Consider the following 16,648-nt stretch of genomic DNA (forward strand, 5'->3'; position numbering starts at 1 on the left):
CCGCCCGGCCCTCCCGGGGCCACGGTCCGTCCGCGGATCAGGGACATCTCCGGGTCGGCCCCTACGGTCCGGGCTCGGTGACGGACCGATTCGGTCCCGGGGGCCACGCCTGGAAGACTGAGGCACATGAGCGACTCCTCCCCCGCGCCCGCCGACGCCTCCGTTCCCGTTGTCCTGGAGGTGTGGTGCGAGCTCCAGTGCCCCGACTGCCACAGCGCCCTGGAGGACCTGCGCGCCCTGCGCGCCCGCTACGGCGACCGGCTGGAGTTGCGGCTGCGGCACTTCCCGCTGGAGAAGCACAAGCACTCCTTCGCCGCCGCGCAGGCCGCCGAGGAGGCTCTGGAACAGGGCAAGGGCTGGCCCTACGTCGAGTCCGTACTGGACAGGGTGGCGGAGCTGGACCGCCGGGGAGAGTCCCTCCTGGTCGAGGTCGCCGGTGAACTCGGCCTTGACTCGGAGGAGTTCGACACCGCGCTGATCGACGGACGGCACATCCTGATCGTCGACGCCGACCAGGCCGAGGGCAAGGCGATCGGTGTGACGGGCACCCCGACCTATGTCGTCGGCGGCGAGCGCCTCGACGGCGGCAAGAGCCAGGAGGGGCTCCGCGAGCGCATCGAGGAGATCGTCGACCGGCTGCTGGCCGCGAAGGCGTGACGTCAGAGCAGGCTCTTGTAGAGGTGGTACTCGGTCGTCTCGTAGCCGAGTGACGCGTAGAGCCGTTCGGCGGGCGTGTTGTTCGCGAACACGTTGAGGGCGATACGGTCCCGGCCCCCGGCCGTCGCCTGGGCCTCCGCGAGGAGCATGAGGGTGCGGCCGTGACCGTGACCGCGCCGGTCCGGGTAGACCCCGACGTCGTACACGTAGGCCATGTCGGGCAGTAGTGCCAGCCACAGGCTGCCGACCGGTACGGCCTCGTGTTCCAGGACGCTGATCAGGGTGTTCTCGCTCGCCGGCCCGTCCGGCAGGAGCCTGGCGTGGGCCTGGGCGGACTTCCGGCGGGCCTCGGCCTCGGGCACGCCTCGCGCGACGAGGCTTTCCGCGAGGCGCTGTGTGACCTGCGCCGCCCAGGGACCGTACTCGGCCTCGGTCATGGGGCGGGCGGCGCTGCCGGCCGGCAGCCGGGGCGCCTCGGCGGCGAGCCGCTTGGCCATGTTCCGGTTGCGCTGGACGTACCCGAGCGCCGTGGCGAGCCGGAGCGCGGCCACGGCGTCGGCGGGCACGGACACCTCGACGCGTCCGCACCCCCAGCCGCGCGCGATCTCCTCCGCGGCGAGCGCGGCGACCGCCGCCCTGCCTCGGCCCCGGTCCGGCTCCTCGATGCGCAGATCCTGCACACGGGCCACCTCCGGCCCGTACTCGGGGTGCGTGGAAAGCCGCACCGCGCCCACCGGGCGCCCGTTCACACACACCTGGAAGCGACGGGACAGCGCCCCGGCGGATCCTCGCTGAAGCGGCTCGGCCGGCCGCAGGGTCGTGGTCATCACAGGTGTTCTACCCGGTCCCGGCATCCGGGGCAGCCGAATATGCCGGGCTTTCAGGGATCGAGGCCGTCCACGCACCGGTCGTCGAAGACCCGCATCGCCTTGGCGGTCACCGGTCCCGGGGCGCCGGGCAGTTCACGGCCGTCGACACGGTGCACCGCCTGTACATCGCGGAGGGTGGAGGTCAGGAAGATCTCGTCGGCGCGCTCCAGGACGTCCAGCGGCAGATCGGTCTCCCTGGCGCCGGTCCACTCGACGGTCAGGGCGCGGGTGATACCGGGCAGACAGCCGGAGGCGACGGGCGGGGTGTGGATCTCTCCGTCGAGGACGACGAAGACGTTGGAACCGGTGCCCTCGCAGAGTTCTCCCACGGTGTTGGCGAACAGCGCCTCGGAGGCGCCGTGTTGGCGGGCGCGGTCGAGGGCGACGACGTTCTCGGCGTAGGAGGTGGTCTTCAGGCCGGTGAGCGCGCTCCGCTCGTTGCGGGTCCAGGGGACGGTGATCACGGCGGTGGAGTCCGGGCGCCGGGCGGTCTCGCCGAGGGCGACCACCAGGGTCGGGCCGTGCTCGCCGCGGTCGGAGCCGAGGGGGCCCTGGCCGCCGGTGTAGGTGATGCGCAGCCGCCCCAGCGGCATCGGGTTGGCATCGAGGACGGCCGCGCAGGCGCGGCGGACCTCGTCGTGGTCGGGGTCGGGCAGTCCGAGGCCCCTGGCCGAGCGGGTCAGCCGGTCCAGGTGGCGGGTGAGCGCGAAGGGCCTGCCGTCGGTCGCCTTGACGGTCTCGAAGACGCCGTCACCCACGGTCAGCCCGTGGTCGAAGACAGAGACACGGGCGGACTCGGCGTCCGTCAGTCCGCCGTCCAGCCAGATCCTCATCGGGGGCCTCCTCCACTCTCGTCGTACGCCCCCGACGCTATCGCGAGCAGCCGGGAAGCCTTGAGTTCGGTCTCCCGCCACTCGGCCTCGGGGTCGGACCCCCAGGTGATGCCGGCGCCGGTGCCGAATCTGAGGGCGCCTGCCGGGCGGTCGATCCAGAAGGTTCGGATACCGACGGCCAGCACGCCGGTGCCCCGGTCGGCGTCGACCCAGCCGATACCGCCGCAGTACGGGCCGCGGGGCACCGGTTCCAGGGCGTCGATGATCCGCAGGGCGCTGGACTTGGGCGCGCCGGTGACCGATCCGGGCGGGAAGGCGGCGGCCAGCAGCTCGGGCCAGCCGGCGTCGTCGCGCAGTTCGCCGCGGACCGTGGAGACGAGGTGGACCAGGCCGGGGTGCTTCTCCACGGCGCACAGGTCGGGGACGGTCACACTGCCGGTGGCGCAGACCCGGCCGATGTCGTTGCGGACCAGGTCGACGATCATGACGTTCTCTGCGTGGTCCTTCTCCAGGAGGTCCGCCTCGGTGCGTCCGGTGCCCTTGATCGGCCCGGATTCGACGATCCGCCCGTCGCGGCGCAGGAAGAGCTCGGGCGAGGCGGTGGCGATCTCCACGCCGTGCCCGGGCAGCCGGATCGTCCCCGCGTACGGCGCCGGGTTGCCACGGGCCAGCAGCGAGGTGAGGGCGTCCACGTCGGCGTCGGGGGCGACGGGCGCGGAGAGCACCCGGCAGAGGTTCGCCTGGTAGACCTCCCCGGCCGCGATGTGCTCGCGTATGCGGCGCACGGCCGCGGTGTACTCGGCGCGGTCGAGGGACGACGTCCAGTCACCGGCCGCAGGGCCGCGCCACCCGCCCGGGACCGGGGCGGGCACCGGCTCCTCACGTACGTCGGCGAAGCGGGCGCAGGTCAGCCGCCCCTCGAAGTCGGCGCAGACCGCCCAGAAACCGGTGGAGTCGAGGGCCGCGGGATCGCTGGTGACATCGAGGAGGCCGGTGGCGACGCGGTCGCCGAAGCGGGCGAGGGGAGGGAGTCCTGGAGCGAGGTGGAGCACTCTGTCGAGTCTAGGGTGGTGTGATGAGGGTGGCTCCGGCGTGTCCGACGGGTGCCCTGACCACGTCCTCCGGTGGGTGCGGCGCAGCACGCTGCGCAAACGCGTTTTTGTGCTGGCCCGGGAATCCGCTAGAGTTCAACACGTCGCCGGGACGCGGAAGCGGTCCGAAACGACAGGCGGACGTAGCTCAGTTGGTAGAGCGCAACCTTGCCAAGGTTGAGGTCGCGAGTTCGAGCCTCGTCGTCCGCTCGAAGGAACCAGGGGGTTTCCCGATCCCCTACACTCCTGGTGGAGTGGCCGAGAGGCGAGGCAACGGCCTGCAAAGCCGTCTACACGGGTTCAAATCCCGTCTCCACCTCCAAGGACGATTAGCTCAGCGGGAGAGCGCTTCCCTGACACGGAAGAGGTCACTGGTTCAATCCCAGTATCGTCCACTGGATCTTCTCGAAGATCCCAGCCCGCGCGATTAGCTCAGCGGGAGAGCGCTTCCCTGACACGGAAGAGGTCACTGGTTCAATCCCAGTATCGCGCACGCAGTAATCTCCCGGACGATTAGCTCAGCGGGAGAGCGCTTCCCTGACACGGAAGAGGTCACTGGTTCAATCCCAGTATCGTCCACTTCACCGGAGCCCCCGGCCGTCTCGTACGGCCGGGGGCTTCGTCGTGCTCGGCTCAGCTGGAGAACAGCATGTGGCCGAAGCTCTTGTGACGGTGGTGGCCGCCGTGACCGCCGTAGTGGCCGCCGTGGTGACCACCGTGCGGGGCGCCCCAGGCGGGTGCGGCCGGAGCGACCGGCGCGGCCGGGTACGCCTGCGGTGCGGAGGGCGGGGCGGGCTGCGACCACTGGGACTCCAGTCGGGTCAGCGACTCCAGCTCGCCGTAGTCGAGAAAGATGCCGCGACAGCCGCTGCACTGCTCGATCTGGATGCCGTTGCGGTTGTAGGTGTGCATCGGCGCATGGCACTTCGGACACTGCATGGTTCGGCTCAACTCCTCGCCGGTCGGTCCTGCTTGGTGACTCCCCAGGACAGACTCGCTCCGGCCCTGGTCGGTTGCACCCTACTTCGGGAAGGCGGCAGGCAACTCGGGAGGTGCGGAACCCATTCGGTCACAGGCGTCCACCAGGCACTGTTCCACCTCGTCCAGCTCACGAACGGCCGCGAGCGCCTTGGCCAGGAAGAGGGCGGCGGTCTGCACGGTGAGGGCGCGGGCCGGGACGTCCAGGGCGGCCCAGGGGTCGCCCTCGGCGGGCACGGCCGGGCCGCCCGCCGTGCGGTATGCGGTCAGGAAGCGGGTCCACTCGTCGGGCGGGAGCAGACCGCAGGCGAACCAGGCGGCGGGCCGCGCCAGATCCCAGGCCGGGACGCCCACTCCGAGATCGTCGACGTCGATGAGCCGCCACGGGCCGTCCGGGGGCGGGTGGCGGACCAGCTGGCCGAGGTGCAGGTCCCCGTGGCAGAGGGTGCTGCCCGGCACCGGCATGGGCGCCTCGGCGCGTGCCCAGGGCGGCAGGGCGGCCCAGGCACGCAGCACCGGGGCCGCGGCGGGATGCGGGGCCGACGCCGCGGCGAGGGCGGCCCTGAGCCGGGTGATGGCCCGGGCGGCCTTGGCGGGTCCGCGCATGGCAGGCAGGACCGCCGCCTCCTGGCCGGCCGGCGCGGGCAGCGCGCCCGGGTTTCCGGGCCCCATGTCGAGCAGCGTGGCCGCCACCGGCCCCCGGGCGACCCCGGCGACCGGTATCCGGTGCAGTCGGGCCAGCAGCTCCCCGGCGGCTTCCCAGGGCGCCGCGTCCGGATCGTCCGGGTTCACCGGAGCACCGTACGGCCAGTACGTCACGAGACGGACGTCCGGTACCACCGGAGCCGGCCCGGCCGGGACGGCGGGCGGAGCATCCGGGGCGGGCTCGGTGACCGGGGCCCGGCGCGGGCGGAGCAGCAGGTCCTTGGCCGCTTCCCCCGGGGCCGCGTCCGGATCGTCCGGGGACAGCGTGGTGCCGTACGGCCAGTACGTCACCAGACGACCGTCCGGTACCACCGGAGCCGGCCCGGCCGGGACGGCGGGCGGAGCATCCGGGGCGGGCTCGGTGACCGGGGCCCGACGCGGGCGGGGCAGCAGGTCCGCGGCGGCTTCGCTCGGGGACGGGTCCGGATCGTCCGGGGCGCCGTACGGCCCGCGGGGCACGAGGCGGCTGTCCGGTGCTGCCGGGGCGAGGGGGGCGAGCAGGATGTCCGGGTGGTTGGTGGCGACGGTGAGCCTGCGGGCCAGTTCGGCGGGGTCGGAGTGCGGGGCGTGGGCCTTCGCCACGGTGCCGCCGTGGCGGACGACGGTGGCGTCCGGACGGTCGGCGAGGGTGGCCGTGTCCTCGCAGGCGCAGCGGTCACCGTCGGGATGGGCCGCCGCGGCGGCCGCAGCGGTCAGTTGCGACAGTACGTCTGCGGTCACGAGGTCCCCTGGATGGCTGCGGGTGCACCGGCGAGCGTACGCGGACCGGCGGCGTCGGACACCTGCGGGAACGGCGCAATGCCGGCGCAGCTCCCCAGCTGCGCCGGCATTCGTGCCGTCCGCCGTACCCCCGTCCCCACGGGGTTTTCATGGGTGGATGTCCCCGCCCGGACCGCTCTTCCGGGCCTGGGGTCGCCGCTCAGCGCCCCAGCATCACGCCCACGGACGACGCCTGTGTGGCCACTGTCTCCCAGCCGTCGAAGACGAGGAGGAGCAGGGCCGCCAGGGGAAGGGCCATGAGCGTCGCCACCAATGGGTGGCGACGGCCTGAGGCGCGAGGACGGAGCGCGATGCGCCCCAGCGCGCGGACCGGTGTCCGCGGTGCCGTCAGAGCCATGGTCCCTCTCCTGACCGTTGTCGGTTCCCTGGAGCGGCGAGTGTGTGACCTCGGGGGCCGAGTACCGCACCCGCCGCTTGTCCTCAAATCTAGGGTCGCGGTGCCGGGCGGACGTCATGCCCTCGTATCGAATCGCGGGCCTCCCGGAGGAGGAGCCGCACTCCGCGGAGTACTCCCCTGGGTGGAGATGTGGTCCTAGTTCTAGGGGTCATCCCTGAGGGGGTCGACTCGCGGACGGGCGGGCCGGGGAGGGCCAGGGAGGCACCCGGAGTGACTTCGCTCACTTCACCCCATTTCGGCAGTGGCCCACCACTGCCCCGCCGCGCCCTCCGGTCACCCTCGCGCGGTGTGCGCACACGGCCGCCCCGAGGCCCGTCCCGTTCTCCGCGCGGCGGTCCCGCCCTCCGCCAACCACCCTTTTGGAGAAAGGTGGTTGACATCGCGCCGTGCTCAAAGGCCCCCTGTGCAACGGCATCCTGACCACTCTTCAAATCCCCCGCTCAGCACGGACAATCGGCCGGATACAGAGGGCGCGGCCTCTACGCGCGGGCGGCCGGGGAAACGTAAGCTGGGCCACGTCACACGGACCGGGCAGCGGGGAAGAACATGGCGATGATGCGCCTGAGGCGCGAGGACCCGCGCGTCGTCGGCTCGTTCAGGCTTCACAGACGGCTCGGCGCGGGCGGGATGGGCGTTGTCTACCTGGGCTCCGACAAGAAGGGGCAGCGGGTGGCCCTGAAGGTCATCCGGCCGGATCTGGCGGAGGACCAGGAGTTCCGTTCCAGGTTCGCCCGTGAGGTGTCGGCGGCTCGCCGGATCAGGGGCGGATGCACCGCGCGGCTCGTCGCGGCCGACCTCGACGCCGACCGGCCGTGGTTCGCCACACAGTACGTGCCCGGTCCCTCACTGCACGACAAGGTCGCCGACGAGGGGCCGCTCGGCGCGGCGGAAACGGCCTCGATCGGCGCGGCCCTGTCCGAGGGACTGGTGGCGGTGCACGAGGCCGGGGTCGTGCACCGGGACCTCAAACCGTCCAACATCCTGCTGTCCCCGAAGGGGCCGCGGATCATCGACTTCGGCATCGCCTGGGCGACCGGAGCCTCCACGCTCACCCACGTCGGTACGGCGGTGGGCTCCCCCGGCTTCCTCGCGCCGGAGCAGGTGCGGGGCGCGGCGGTCACACCCGCCACGGACGTGTTCTCACTCGGCGCGACGCTCGCGTACACCGCGATGGGCGACTCCCCCTTCGGGCACGGCAGTTCCGAGGTGATGCTGTACCGGGTGGTCCACGAGGAGCCCCAGCTGCACGGCGTGCCGGACGCGCTCGCCCCGCTGGTCCGGGCGTGTCTGGCGAAGGACCCCGAGGAGCGGCCGAGCACGCTCCAACTGTCCCTCCGGCTCAAGGAGATCGCGGCGCGCGAGGCGCAGGTCATGGCCGACGTACGGCCGCCCGCGCCCCGCGCCGCCGAGGCCGACCGGCCCACCGGGCGGCTCACCGGGAGCCATCCTGAGCAGCAGCGCACGCAGCGGCGCCCGCCGTCCGCCACTCCCGCGCCACGCGGTGGCACCCCGTCCCGGGGCGGGAGCGCTTCGCGCGGCGGGAGTGCTTCGCGGGGCGGTGGTGTGCCGTCCCGGCCGAACGGGGCACGGCCGACGCCGGCTTCCCGTGGCAGGACGGGGTCCACCGGCAGCGGCCGACCCGCTCCGCGCAGCGGCACCGGCCGCACGGGCCCGCGCGCCACGGGCACCGGGCGACGGCCCGCCAATCCGCGGCTGCTGCGGCAGCGGCTGTTCGTGTTCGTCGTGGTGACGCTGCTGGTCGCCCTCGGCATCGCCGTGGCCCAGGGCTGCGAGAGGTCCGCGCGTGGACTGGGCGGCTCGGCGGACACCGTGACAGCCGAGCGGATGCACACCCACACCCACACCATGGCCCCGGCAGGTGTCGGGCCCGCCCATGGCCCGTCGGATGCTCTGCTGCCCTAGGGCGTGTCTGACAATTCCCGTCGTCCGCCCGGAGGGCGGGCCTCGCGGTGGCGTGCGTGCGATCGCAAGGCGGCGGAGCGCCCTCGTGGCGGCGCCACGAGGGCGTTTCGGCAACGCCGCGAGCGTGCGTGCCAGCCCCCGCGAGGCAGGCGGGAATTGTCAGCCACGCCCTAGCCCTGGGGCCGTCCGGAGGCCACCGCGTAGAACGCCACCGCGGCCGCCGCGCCCACGTTGAGAGAGTCGACGCCGTGGGACATCGGGATGCGTACCCACTCGTCGGCGGCGACCAGGGCCTGGGTCGACAGGCCGTCGCCCTCCGCACCGAGCATCAGGGCCACCCGGTCCATGCGGTGCGGGGCGACCTCGTCCAGCGGTTTGGCCTTCTCGTCGGGGGTGAGCGCGAGAAGTGTGAACCCGGCCTCGCGCACCGAGTCCAGGCCCTTGGGCCAGGTGTCCAGCCGGGCGTAGGGCACGGAGAAGACCGCACCCATGGAGACCTTGACGCTGCGCCGGTACAGCGGGTCCGCGCAGTCGGGGGACAGCAGGACCGCGTCCATGCCGAGCGCGGCCGCCGAGCGGAAGATCGCGCCGATGTTGGTGTGGTCGTTCACGGACTCCATGACGACCACCCGGCGGGCGGACCGCAGTAGTTCCGCCGCCGTCGGCAGCGGCTTGCGCTGCATGGAGGCGAGGGCGCCTCGGTGCACGTGGTAGCCGGTGACCTGCTCGGCGAGTTCCGGGCTGACCGCGTAGACGGGGGCCGGCAGTTCGTCGATGACGTCCCGCATGACGTCGACCCACTTGGCCGACAGCAGCATGGAGCGCATCTCGAAGCCGGCGTCCTTGGCACGCCGGATGACCTTCTCGCCCTCGGCGATGAACAGGCCCTCCGCCGGTTCGCGTTTGCGGCGCAGCTCGACGTCGGTCAGGCCCGTGTAGTCGCGCAGACGCGGGTCCTCGGGATCCTCAACGGTGATGAGATCGGCCACAGTGGTGATACTGCCTTGTCCTGGGTGTGGTGCCAACGGCACGAACGGGACGCGTTACCAGCGGTTACGCGGAGGGGTGGGGGCCCACGGCGACGACCGGGCCGATGACGACGACCGCCGGGGGCTTCACGTCCTCGGCGCGCACGGTCTCGGCGACGGTCGCGAGGGTCGCGTCGACCCGGCGCTGCGCGGCGGTCGTACCCTCCTGGACCAGGGCCACCGGTGTGTCCGGGGACTTGCCATGGGTGACCAGCGTCTCGGCGATCTTCCCGATCTTGTCGACGCCCATGAGGACGACAAGGGTGCCGGTCAGCTTGGCGAGCGCCGGCCAGTCGACCAGGGAACGCTCGTCGTCGGGGGCGACATGGCCGCTCACCACGGTGAACTCATGGGCGACGCCCCGGTGGGTGACCGGAATGCCGGCCACGCCGGGCACCGAGATCGAGCTGGAGATGCCGGGGACCACCGTGCACGGGATCCCGGCCTCCGCGAGGGCCTGGACCTCCTCCATGCCGCGGCCGAAGACGAAGGGGTCGCCGCCCTTGAGACGGACCACGGACTTGCCCTGTCTGGCGTGCTCGACGAGCGCGTTGTTGATGGCCTCCTGGGCCATGTAGCGGCCGTAGGGGATCTTCGCCGCGTCGATCACCTCGACATGCGGCGGCAGTTCGGCGAGCAGGTCGCGCGGGCCGAGCCGGTCGGCGATGACCACGTCGGCCTCGGCCAGCAGGCGGCGGCCGCGCACGGTGATCAGGTCCGGGTCGCCGGGACCGCCGCCGACCAGGGCCACACCTGGTGAGCGGGTGCGGTGGTGCGGCGCCACCAGGGTGCCGTCGCGCAGGCCCGCCACGACCGCGTCACGGATCGCCGCGGTGTGACGGGGGTCGCGGCCGCGCGCGTCAGTGGTGAGCACGGCGACCGTGACGCCCTCGCTGTGACCGGTCGCCGGGGTCCACGCGGTGGCCGCGTCGGCGTCGTCGGAGCGGACGCACCAGACCCGGTGGCGCTCCCCCTCGGCGGAGGCCGCGGCGTTGGCCGCCGGGTCGTCGGTGGCGATCAGCGCGTACCAGGCTTCCGCGAGGTCGCCTTCCGTGTACCGGCGCCGCTCCCAGGCGATCTCGCCCGCGTCCGCCATCGCCTCCACCGACGGGGTCGCCTCGGGCGACACGAGGACGATGTCCGCGCCCGAGGCGATGAGCGCGGGCAGCCGCCGCTGGGCGACCTGGCCGCCGCCCAGGACGACGACTCGGCGGCCGGTGAGGCGGAGGCCTACGGGGTAGGCGGGGTGTTCGGCCATGAGGGGCGGCTCCTCGTACAGGCAGCGGTGCGGTGGGCGCGCTGCGCCTTCGGAGCGGCCCTGACGTGCGGATTTTAGGATGCGAACGGGACAGACGGCGAGGTGGTCCGATGGCTGAACACCGGACCACCGCCGCCGTGACGGCTACTTCTCGGTCACTCCCGCCGAGTCGAACGTCGCCACCTCGTGCATGGCGCGTGCGGTGCTCTGGACCAGGGGCAGGGCGAGCAGTGCGCCCGTGCCCTCGCCGAGGCGCAGATCGAGGTCGACCAGGGGGCGCAGGCCCAGCTTGTTGAGCGCGGCCACATGGCCCGGCTCGGCGCTGCGGTGACCGGCGATGCAGGCCGCGAGGACCTCGGGGGCGATGGCCCGGGCCACCAGGGCGGCGGCTCCGGCGCTGACGCCGTCCAGGATCACCGGCGTACGCAGGGAGGCGCCGCCGAGGAGCAGACCGACCAGCGCCGCGTGCTCGAAGCCGCCGATCGCGGCGAGGACACCGATCGGGTCGGCCGGGTCCGGCTGGTGCAGCTCGATGGCCCGGCGGACGACCTCGGTCTTGCGGGCCAGGGTCTCGTCGTTGATGCCGGTGCCGCGCCCGGTCACCTCGGCCGGGTCCGCGCCGGTGAAGACGGAGATCAGGGCCGCGGACGCGGTGGTGTTGGCGATGCCCATCTCACCGGTGAGCAGCGCCCGGTTGCCGGCCGCCACCAGGTCGCGCGCGGTCTCGATGCCCACCTCGATGGCCGCCTTGGCCTCCTCGCGGGTCATCGCGGGGCCGGCGGTCATGTCGGAGGTGCCACCGCGGATCTTGCGGGGCAGCAGGCCCGGGGTGGCGGGCAGGTCCGCGACGACACCGACGTCCACGACGCAGACCTCGGCGCCGACCTGGTTGGCGAAGGCGTTGCAGACCGCTCCCCCGCCGAGGAAGTTGGCCACCATCTGCGCGGTGACCTCCTGCGGCCAGGGGGTGACGCCCTGGGCGTGCACCCCGTGGTCGCCGGCGAAGATCGCGACGGCGGCGGGTTCCGGGATGGGCGGCGGGCACTGCCGGGACAGCCCGGACAGCTGCGCGGAGATGATCTCCAGCATGCCGAGGGCACCGGCCGGCTTGGTCATCCGCTTCTGCCGTTCCCATGCCTCACCGAGGGCCTTGGCGTCCAGCGGACGGATTCCGGCGACGGTCTCGGCGAGCAGGTCGTGCGGGTCCTCGCCGGGCAGCGCGCGACGGCCGTACGTCTCCTCGTGCACGACCCACGACAGCGGGCGGCGCTTGGACCAGCCGGCCTGCATCAGCTCGGGCTCGTCCGGGAACTCGTCGACGTACCCGACGCAGAGGTAGGCGATGACCTCCAGGTGCTCGGGCAGACCGAGCGCGCGGACCATCTCGCGCTCGTCGAAGAAGCTGACCCACCCGACGCCGAGGCCCTCGGCACGGGCGGCGAGCCAGAGGTTCTCCACCGCGAGCGCCGCCGAGTAGGGCGCCATCTGCGGCTGCGTGTGACGGCCCAGGGTGTGGCGGCCGCCGCGGGTGGGGTCGGCGGTGACGACGATGTTCACCGGGGTGTCGAGGATCGCCTCGATCTTCAGTTCCTTGAACTGCTTCGCCCGGCCCTTGGGCAGCGACTTGGCGTACGCCTCACGCTGGCTCATGGCCAGTTCGTGCATCGTGCGGCGGGTCTCCGCGGAGCGGATGACGACGAAGTCCCAGGGCTGCGAGTGGCCGACGGAGGGCGCGGTGTGCGCCGCCTCCAGGACACGGAGCAGCACGTCGTGCGGGATCGGGTCGTCGCGGAAGCCGTTGCGGATGTCCCGCCGTTCGCGCATGACCCTGAGGACGGCCTCGCGTTCGGCGTCGTCGTAGCCGGGCGCGGCCGGGCCGACGGGCCGCGGTGCCTCGGCCGCCACCGCACTCTCCGCGCTCTCCGTGTTTTCCGTGCCTTCCTCCGGCTCGGCGGCCCTGGTCTCCAGGTCCTCCGCCCGCTGCACGGCTTCCGGCGTCAGAAGGTCCGACTCCACGGGCTCCGGTTCCGTGGCCTCAGGCTGGGCAGCGTCCGGTTGCACGGCCTCCGGCTCCGGGGCGTCGGGCTCTGCGGAGTTCTGCTGTACGACGTTCTGCTCGGCGCTCTGCTGTACGGCGTCTTCGGGGCTGCGCTCGCCGGTCGGTGCCGTCGGGACCGCGGCGGGCTCGGCCTCGCGGGGTGCGGGGACCGTGGCCACGGCCTCCGGGGTCGCGGCGGGCGCGTCCTGCGTGGGCAGGATCAGCGGGCGCGGCGGGGTCGGGGCGAGGTGCGGTGTGGTCGGTACCGTGCCCTCGACCTGCACGAACCGGCCAAGGGAATGGTCCGGGTGCACCTGCGGGGGAACGGTGCCCTGGCGGGCGGCCTGGTCGTCGCCCTCGGCCGCGACCTCAAGAATCTCTTGTTCGGCGGGCATCTGCGCCGACGGCCCCGGCTCGGCCGGCTGCTCGGCGGGAGCGGCGGCCTCCGGCTCGCGCGGCGGTACGACGGTGGGGGCCTGGATCGCGGCGGTGTGGCCGGGGTCGGCGGGCTGCGCCTCGGCGGTGACGGCCTCAGGCTCCCGCGGCTCCTGCTCCTGCGGCTCCTGGGCGGGCTCGGGCCAGTGCGTCTGCTCGGCGAACGGCGCCTCGGCGGAAGGCTGTTCCGTCTCGGGTTCGGTGACCTGCACGGCCGCGTCCGGCTCCACGGGCTGCGGGGCGATGGGCACGCCGTCCACGGGGGTCGCGGCGTGCGGCTCGGGAACCTCGGCCGTGGTCTCCGGGACAGCCTCGGACTCCGCGGGGTCCTCGGGGTCCTCGGGGAGCGGCGCGGCCTCGGGTTCGCGCGCTTCCACGGACTCCACGGATGCCACGGATTCCTGGGCGTCCTCCGGCGCGGTGGTCACCTCGGCGGCCGGCGGCCCCGGGACCGCGTCGGGCACCTGCGCAACCGGTGAACTCTCCGTGCTGTGAGGACTCTCCGAACCGGCGAGGTCGGCTGACGGTGACGGCGCCGTCTCCGCGATTCCCCCCGCCGCCGCGGCCTCCATGGCGAGCCGGGCTACCGCGGCCTGGGCGGCGTCGGTCGTCTGACCGGTCTGCTCGGGGGCGGGCTCCGCAAACGGGACAGCCGTCTCCACGAGCGGGACAGCCGTCTCCATGGCCGGGGCCGGTGCGCCCAGGTCTGCCTGGGCCACCGGTGCGGCGCCCCAGGGGGCCGCGCTCTGCGGCGCGAGGTCGCGCAGCGGCTGGGCATCGAGGTACTCGGGGCCGGAGGCCGGCGACCCGGGCTGCCGCACTGGCACCGGCGCGCCCGCGGGGCCACGGTCGGCGAGGGAGCGGACCGGGCTCGCGGAGGCGTCGGGGATCTGCGGGCCGAGGTGCAGCGGGCGGCGCTGGGGCACGGACGCGCCCTGCTCGTGCGGGGCCGAGAGGATCGGGGACGGCGGTACGGAGACGGGCAGGTCGGGCAGGCGGACACCGCCGAGGTCGACGGAGCCGCTGTCGCGGCCGTCCGTCTCGTGCGGGCCGGGCTCGTGGACGGCTTCGACGACCGGCTCGGGCGCCGGCGGCGGGACCTCGTTGCCCCAGGCGCTCTGGGCGCCCGGCAGCAGCAGGTCCTCGTCCTCGGCGGTGGTCTCGGAGAGGTAGCCGTACCCACCGTGCGCGGGAACGCCCGGCTGGTCCGCCGTCCCTGCGCTCTCCGGCTGTCCCTCGCCCGGGACCCGGCCGGTGTCCGTCATGCGTACCCCTCGCCCATTGGTTAGTGCTTCTACGACCAGATCATCCGGAACGGCGCACCGACCGCCCCGTAGTGAAGAACGAGCGTCCGTGCCCAGCGGCACGAACGACCGCCCGTAAAAGGCGACAAAGCCATTCGGTGGCATTGTCCCGGCCGATCACCCGTCGCGACAGTTCGTTCCGCGACAGCCCGTTGTGGACTGCGCCACGTTGCGCGTCCTCCGGTTCTGCCGTACCACACCCAGTCCAAAATGGGCCCGTTTTCCGGACATTGACGAACGAAGTTCCGGGCCACCCGGAGCGGTACGACGATCGGCCAGCCTACCGCGCGCAGTACGACAACAGGATCACGGGGCGCGATCCGGGAGAACGGCGCTGAGCAGGAACGCGACGTTCCGCTCCGTCTCCGTCCAGGCGCGGGTGTCGAGTCCCACGGACTGGGTGAGGGCGCACTCGACCCGGTATCCGTGCTCGGTGAGGTCGCGTCCGGCGAGTTCGGCCTCGTCACGGGTGGCCGCGTGGGTGACGATGCGCTGCGGGCGGCGGTCGGCGACCGCGGAGACCACGGCCGCTCCCCCGCCGCCGACCCGGACGACGTCCGGTTCGGGCAGGTTCTCCAGGATGTGCGGGGCGGTGCCGGGGACGATCTGGAGCTGGACGCCGAAGCGGCGTGCGGCGGCCTCGGTGCGGGCGCAGGCCCCGGGGTCCCGGTCGACGGCGATGACGGCGGCGCCGGCCCGCGCGGCCTCGGTGGCGAAGGCGCCGCTGCCGCAGCCGATGTCCCAGACGAGGTCGCCGACCCGTGGTCCCAGCCGGGCGAGTTGGGCGGCCCGGAGCAGGTCCGTCTCACCCTCGCCGAGTCGGCCTTCGTAGGCATCGGCGGGCTGTGTCCAGCCGCGCGGGCCCGCGCCGGGGTCGCGGCCGGCGATCCAGCCGCCACCCTCGGCCGCCGCCACCGGCCCGCCGATGACGATGACGATGTTGGGGTCGCGCCAGGTGTGGTCGGCCGCGTTGTCGGAGGTGACGACGGAGACCTGCTCGCGGTCGGTGCCGAGTTCCTCGCAGATGACGAAGGTGCGGTGGACCCCGTCCAGCAGCAGTCCGAGTTCGGCGGGTCCGGCGCCGGGCGAGGTGAGCACGGCGACCTTGGCGTGGGCCCGGCACACGTTCACCGCGCGCCGCAGCGTGCGCCGGTGCGCGACGACCACCTGCGCGTCGTCCCAGGGCATACCGGCCCGGGCGAAGGCGGCGGCCACGGCGGAGACGGCGGGGACGACCTCCACCTCGAGGCCGAATTCGGGGGCGCGCAGGGTTCGTACGATGCCGAAGAAGCCGGGGTCGCCGTCGGCGAGCACCACAGCGGTGCCGCGGTGGGCTGCGATGCGGCGGGCGGCGAGCGGGACGCTGCCGAGGCGGATGCGTTCGGCCGCCGGGGGCACCTCGGGGAGCGCCAGGTGGTGGGCCGCGCCCGCGACGAGTGTGGCGGCGCCCAGGGCGCCGCGGGCCGCGGCGGTCAGCGAGGAACCGTCCCAGCCGATCACCGTGACGCGGTCGGCCATGGTCGTAAGTCTCCCGGGTCTGCGCAGGTCGTCAGGGGTGGGGGCCCGCAGGCCGGCTCCGTGAGGGTACCTGGTGAAGGTGTCGGGCAGGTGCGGGCGGTGTCCCCGTGCGTCCCGTGGGGACCGCGGGGGTCAGTTCCAGTCGGGGAACGTCGTGAAACCGCCGTTGCCGGCGAACTGCTCGCCCGTGCCCTCCAGGTCCTCGGGGAGGAGACTCCACACGATGAAGTCGGTGCGGACCTGGGTCCACGCGCCGTCCTCCGTGCGGACGCGGGCTATGCACGCGTTGCGCAGGACGCCTTCGCTGATGCAGCCGATCTTCTGGGCGACCTGCTGGGAGGCGGTGTTGTCGGCGGCGGTGCGCAGTTCGACGCGCTCGAACTTCTGGTCGTGGAACAGCCACTGGGCGGTGGCGAGCGCCGCCTCGGAGGCGTAGCCCTCGCCGCGGGCCCAGGGGGCGACGATGTAGGAGAGTTCGGTGGACCGGATGTCCCAGTTGGTCTTGGTCAGCTGGATGATGCCGACCAGGCGCTGGGTGAGGAACTCGGTGACCGCGAGGTCGAGGCCGTGCCCGGCGGTGCGTTCGGCGGGCGCCCACGAGGTGATCCAGTGGCGGGCGCCGTCCTCGGTGAACGGCTGGGGGACGTGTGTCCAGGCCCCGACCTGTTCGTCGTTCATCATCGCGGCCAGGGCGGGCACATCGTCCTCGTCGAGGGGACGCAGCACCAACCGCTCCGTGCTGATGGAGATGCTGGGGAAGGTGCTAGTCATGCGCCGCTCCGTAACCTTCGGAAATACCGTCAGGGCTTACTGAACTGCCCAGCATGCAGTATG

General features: G+C 73.2%; 13 protein-coding genes and 5 tRNA genes. 7 read left to right on the plus strand and 11 right to left on the minus strand.

Annotated features, from left to right (window positions below):
• Window positions 1-126: 126 nt before the first annotated feature.
• On the plus strand, window positions 127-657 hold the full coding sequence (locus ACIPK3_RS18905; RefSeq protein WP_402571006.1) for a DsbA family protein: 531 nt from the start codon (window positions 127-129) through the stop codon (window positions 655-657).
• A gap of 2 nt (window positions 658-659) precedes the next feature.
• Here the strand turns inward: ACIPK3_RS18905 and ACIPK3_RS18910 are convergent, their stop codons facing one another.
• From ACIPK3_RS18910 to ACIPK3_RS18920, 3 genes are read right to left on the minus strand one after another with little or no spacing between them, the layout of a single operon-like run.
• Complete coding sequence (locus ACIPK3_RS18910; protein WP_402571008.1) at window positions 660-1,484, minus strand: GNAT family N-acetyltransferase; 825 nt, start codon at window positions 1,482-1,484, stop codon at window positions 660-662.
• 53 nt (window positions 1,485-1,537) lie between these two features.
• A complete protein-coding gene (locus tag ACIPK3_RS18915; protein WP_402571010.1) occupies window positions 1,538-2,359 on the minus strand; it encodes an aminotransferase class IV in 822 nt (273 codons plus the stop codon).
• Window positions 2,356-3,411 carry a chorismate-binding protein gene (locus tag ACIPK3_RS18920; RefSeq protein ID WP_402571012.1) on the minus strand — a complete coding sequence of 352 codons (1,056 nt, stop codon included), beginning with the start codon at window positions 3,409-3,411 and terminating at the stop codon, window positions 2,356-2,358. Before ACIPK3_RS18920 ends, ACIPK3_RS18915 begins: the two co-directional genes overlap by 4 nt.
• A 176-nt stretch (window positions 3,412-3,587) precedes the next feature.
• Between ACIPK3_RS18920 and ACIPK3_RS18925 the strand changes: the two genes are divergently transcribed.
• The 5 genes from ACIPK3_RS18925 (at window position 3,588) to ACIPK3_RS18945 (ending at window position 4,029) form a co-directional block, all read left to right on the plus strand.
• Window positions 3,588-3,660: transfer RNA gene (locus tag ACIPK3_RS18925), tRNA-Gly, on the plus strand.
• A 38-nt stretch (window positions 3,661-3,698) separates the two neighbouring features.
• Window positions 3,699-3,772: transfer RNA gene (locus ACIPK3_RS18930), tRNA-Cys, on the plus strand.
• A 1-nt stretch (window position 3,773) separates the two neighbouring features.
• A tRNA-Val gene (locus ACIPK3_RS18935) sits at window positions 3,774-3,845 on the plus strand.
• A gap of 26 nt (window positions 3,846-3,871) precedes the next feature.
• A tRNA-Val gene (locus tag ACIPK3_RS18940) sits at window positions 3,872-3,943 on the plus strand.
• Between the two features lie 14 nt (window positions 3,944-3,957).
• Window positions 3,958-4,029: transfer RNA gene (locus tag ACIPK3_RS18945), tRNA-Val, on the plus strand.
• Between the two features lie 54 nt (window positions 4,030-4,083).
• Here the strand turns inward: ACIPK3_RS18945 and ACIPK3_RS18950 are convergent.
• From ACIPK3_RS18950 to ACIPK3_RS18960, 3 genes are all read right to left on the minus strand, one after another.
• Window positions 4,084-4,389: a zf-TFIIB domain-containing protein gene (locus ACIPK3_RS18950; RefSeq protein ID WP_402571014.1), complete on the minus strand. Its 306-nt coding sequence runs from the start codon at window positions 4,387-4,389 to the stop codon at window positions 4,084-4,086.
• A gap of 81 nt (window positions 4,390-4,470) precedes the next feature.
• A complete protein-coding gene (locus tag ACIPK3_RS18955) occupies window positions 4,471-5,427 on the minus strand; it encodes a phosphotransferase family protein (protein ID WP_402571393.1) in 957 nt (318 codons plus the stop codon).
• A 625-nt stretch (window positions 5,428-6,052) separates the two neighbouring features.
• Entirely contained in the window at window positions 6,053-6,250 is a 198-nt protein-coding gene (locus ACIPK3_RS18960) for a hypothetical protein (RefSeq protein WP_402571016.1), read from the minus strand.
• A 606-nt stretch (window positions 6,251-6,856) separates the two neighbouring features.
• Between ACIPK3_RS18960 and ACIPK3_RS18965 the strand changes: the two genes are divergently transcribed.
• Entirely contained in the window at window positions 6,857-8,233 is a 1,377-nt protein-coding gene (locus tag ACIPK3_RS18965) for a serine/threonine-protein kinase (protein ID WP_402571018.1), read from the plus strand.
• A gap of 170 nt (window positions 8,234-8,403) precedes the next feature.
• Here the strand turns inward: ACIPK3_RS18965 and ACIPK3_RS18970 are convergent, their stop codons facing one another.
• From ACIPK3_RS18970 to ACIPK3_RS18990, 5 genes are all read right to left on the minus strand, one after another.
• A complete protein-coding gene (locus ACIPK3_RS18970; RefSeq protein ID WP_402571020.1) occupies window positions 8,404-9,222 on the minus strand; it encodes a TrmH family RNA methyltransferase in 819 nt (272 codons plus the stop codon).
• 64 nt (window positions 9,223-9,286) lie between these two features.
• Complete coding sequence (gene cobA, locus ACIPK3_RS18975; RefSeq protein WP_402571022.1) at window positions 9,287-10,519, minus strand: uroporphyrinogen-III C-methyltransferase; 1,233 nt, start codon at window positions 10,517-10,519, stop codon at window positions 9,287-9,289.
• A 144-nt stretch (window positions 10,520-10,663) separates the two neighbouring features.
• Window positions 10,664-14,257, minus strand: coding sequence for a nicotinate-nucleotide--dimethylbenzimidazole phosphoribosyltransferase (gene cobT / locus ACIPK3_RS18980; protein ID WP_402571024.1), 3,594 nt, complete (start codon window positions 14,255-14,257; stop codon window positions 10,664-10,666).
• A gap of 345 nt (window positions 14,258-14,602) precedes the next feature.
• On the minus strand, window positions 14,603-15,814 hold the full coding sequence (gene cbiE / locus ACIPK3_RS18985; protein WP_402571026.1) for a precorrin-6y C5,15-methyltransferase (decarboxylating) subunit CbiE: 1,212 nt from the start codon (window positions 15,812-15,814) through the stop codon (window positions 14,603-14,605).
• A gap of 132 nt (window positions 15,815-15,946) precedes the next feature.
• Window positions 15,947-16,585 (minus strand): GNAT family N-acetyltransferase, encoded by a 639-nt coding sequence (locus tag ACIPK3_RS18990; RefSeq protein ID WP_402571028.1) that lies wholly within the window; start codon window positions 16,583-16,585, stop codon window positions 15,947-15,949.
• Window positions 16,586-16,648 lie beyond the last annotated feature (63 nt).

It is taken from the genome of Streptomyces sp. NPDC086787 (genome assembly GCF_044745865.1).
In the GTDB taxonomy this organism is placed as follows: Bacteria; Actinomycetota; Actinomycetes; order Streptomycetales; family Streptomycetaceae; genus Streptomyces.

Excerpts from the sequence above, each read along its gene's own strand:
- ACIPK3_RS18905 (WP_402571006.1), top strand. The coding sequence starts at position 127 with ATGAGCGACTCCTCCCCCGCGCCCGCCGACGCCTCCGTTCCCGTTGTC.
- ACIPK3_RS18910 (WP_402571008.1), bottom strand. The coding sequence starts at position 1,484 with ATGACCACGACCCTGCGGCCGGCCGAGCCGCTTCAGCGAGGATCCGCC.
- ACIPK3_RS18915 (WP_402571010.1), bottom strand. The coding sequence starts at position 2,359 with ATGAGGATCTGGCTGGACGGCGGACTGACGGACGCCGAGTCCGCCCGT.
- ACIPK3_RS18950 (WP_402571014.1), bottom strand. The coding sequence starts at position 4,389 with ATGCAGTGTCCGAAGTGCCATGCGCCGATGCACACCTACAACCGCAAC.
- ACIPK3_RS18960 (WP_402571016.1), bottom strand. The coding sequence starts at position 6,250 with ATGGCTCTGACGGCACCGCGGACACCGGTCCGCGCGCTGGGGCGCATC.
- ACIPK3_RS18965 (WP_402571018.1), top strand. The coding sequence starts at position 6,857 with ATGGCGATGATGCGCCTGAGGCGCGAGGACCCGCGCGTCGTCGGCTCG.
- cobA (WP_402571022.1), bottom strand. The coding sequence starts at position 10,519 with ATGGCCGAACACCCCGCCTACCCCGTAGGCCTCCGCCTCACCGGCCGC.
- cobT (WP_402571024.1), bottom strand. The coding sequence starts at position 14,257 with ATGACGGACACCGGCCGGGTCCCGGGCGAGGGACAGCCGGAGAGCGCA.
- cbiE (WP_402571026.1), bottom strand. The coding sequence starts at position 15,814 with ATGGCCGACCGCGTCACGGTGATCGGCTGGGACGGTTCCTCGCTGACC.
- ACIPK3_RS18990 (WP_402571028.1), bottom strand. The coding sequence starts at position 16,585 with ATGACTAGCACCTTCCCCAGCATCTCCATCAGCACGGAGCGGTTGGTG.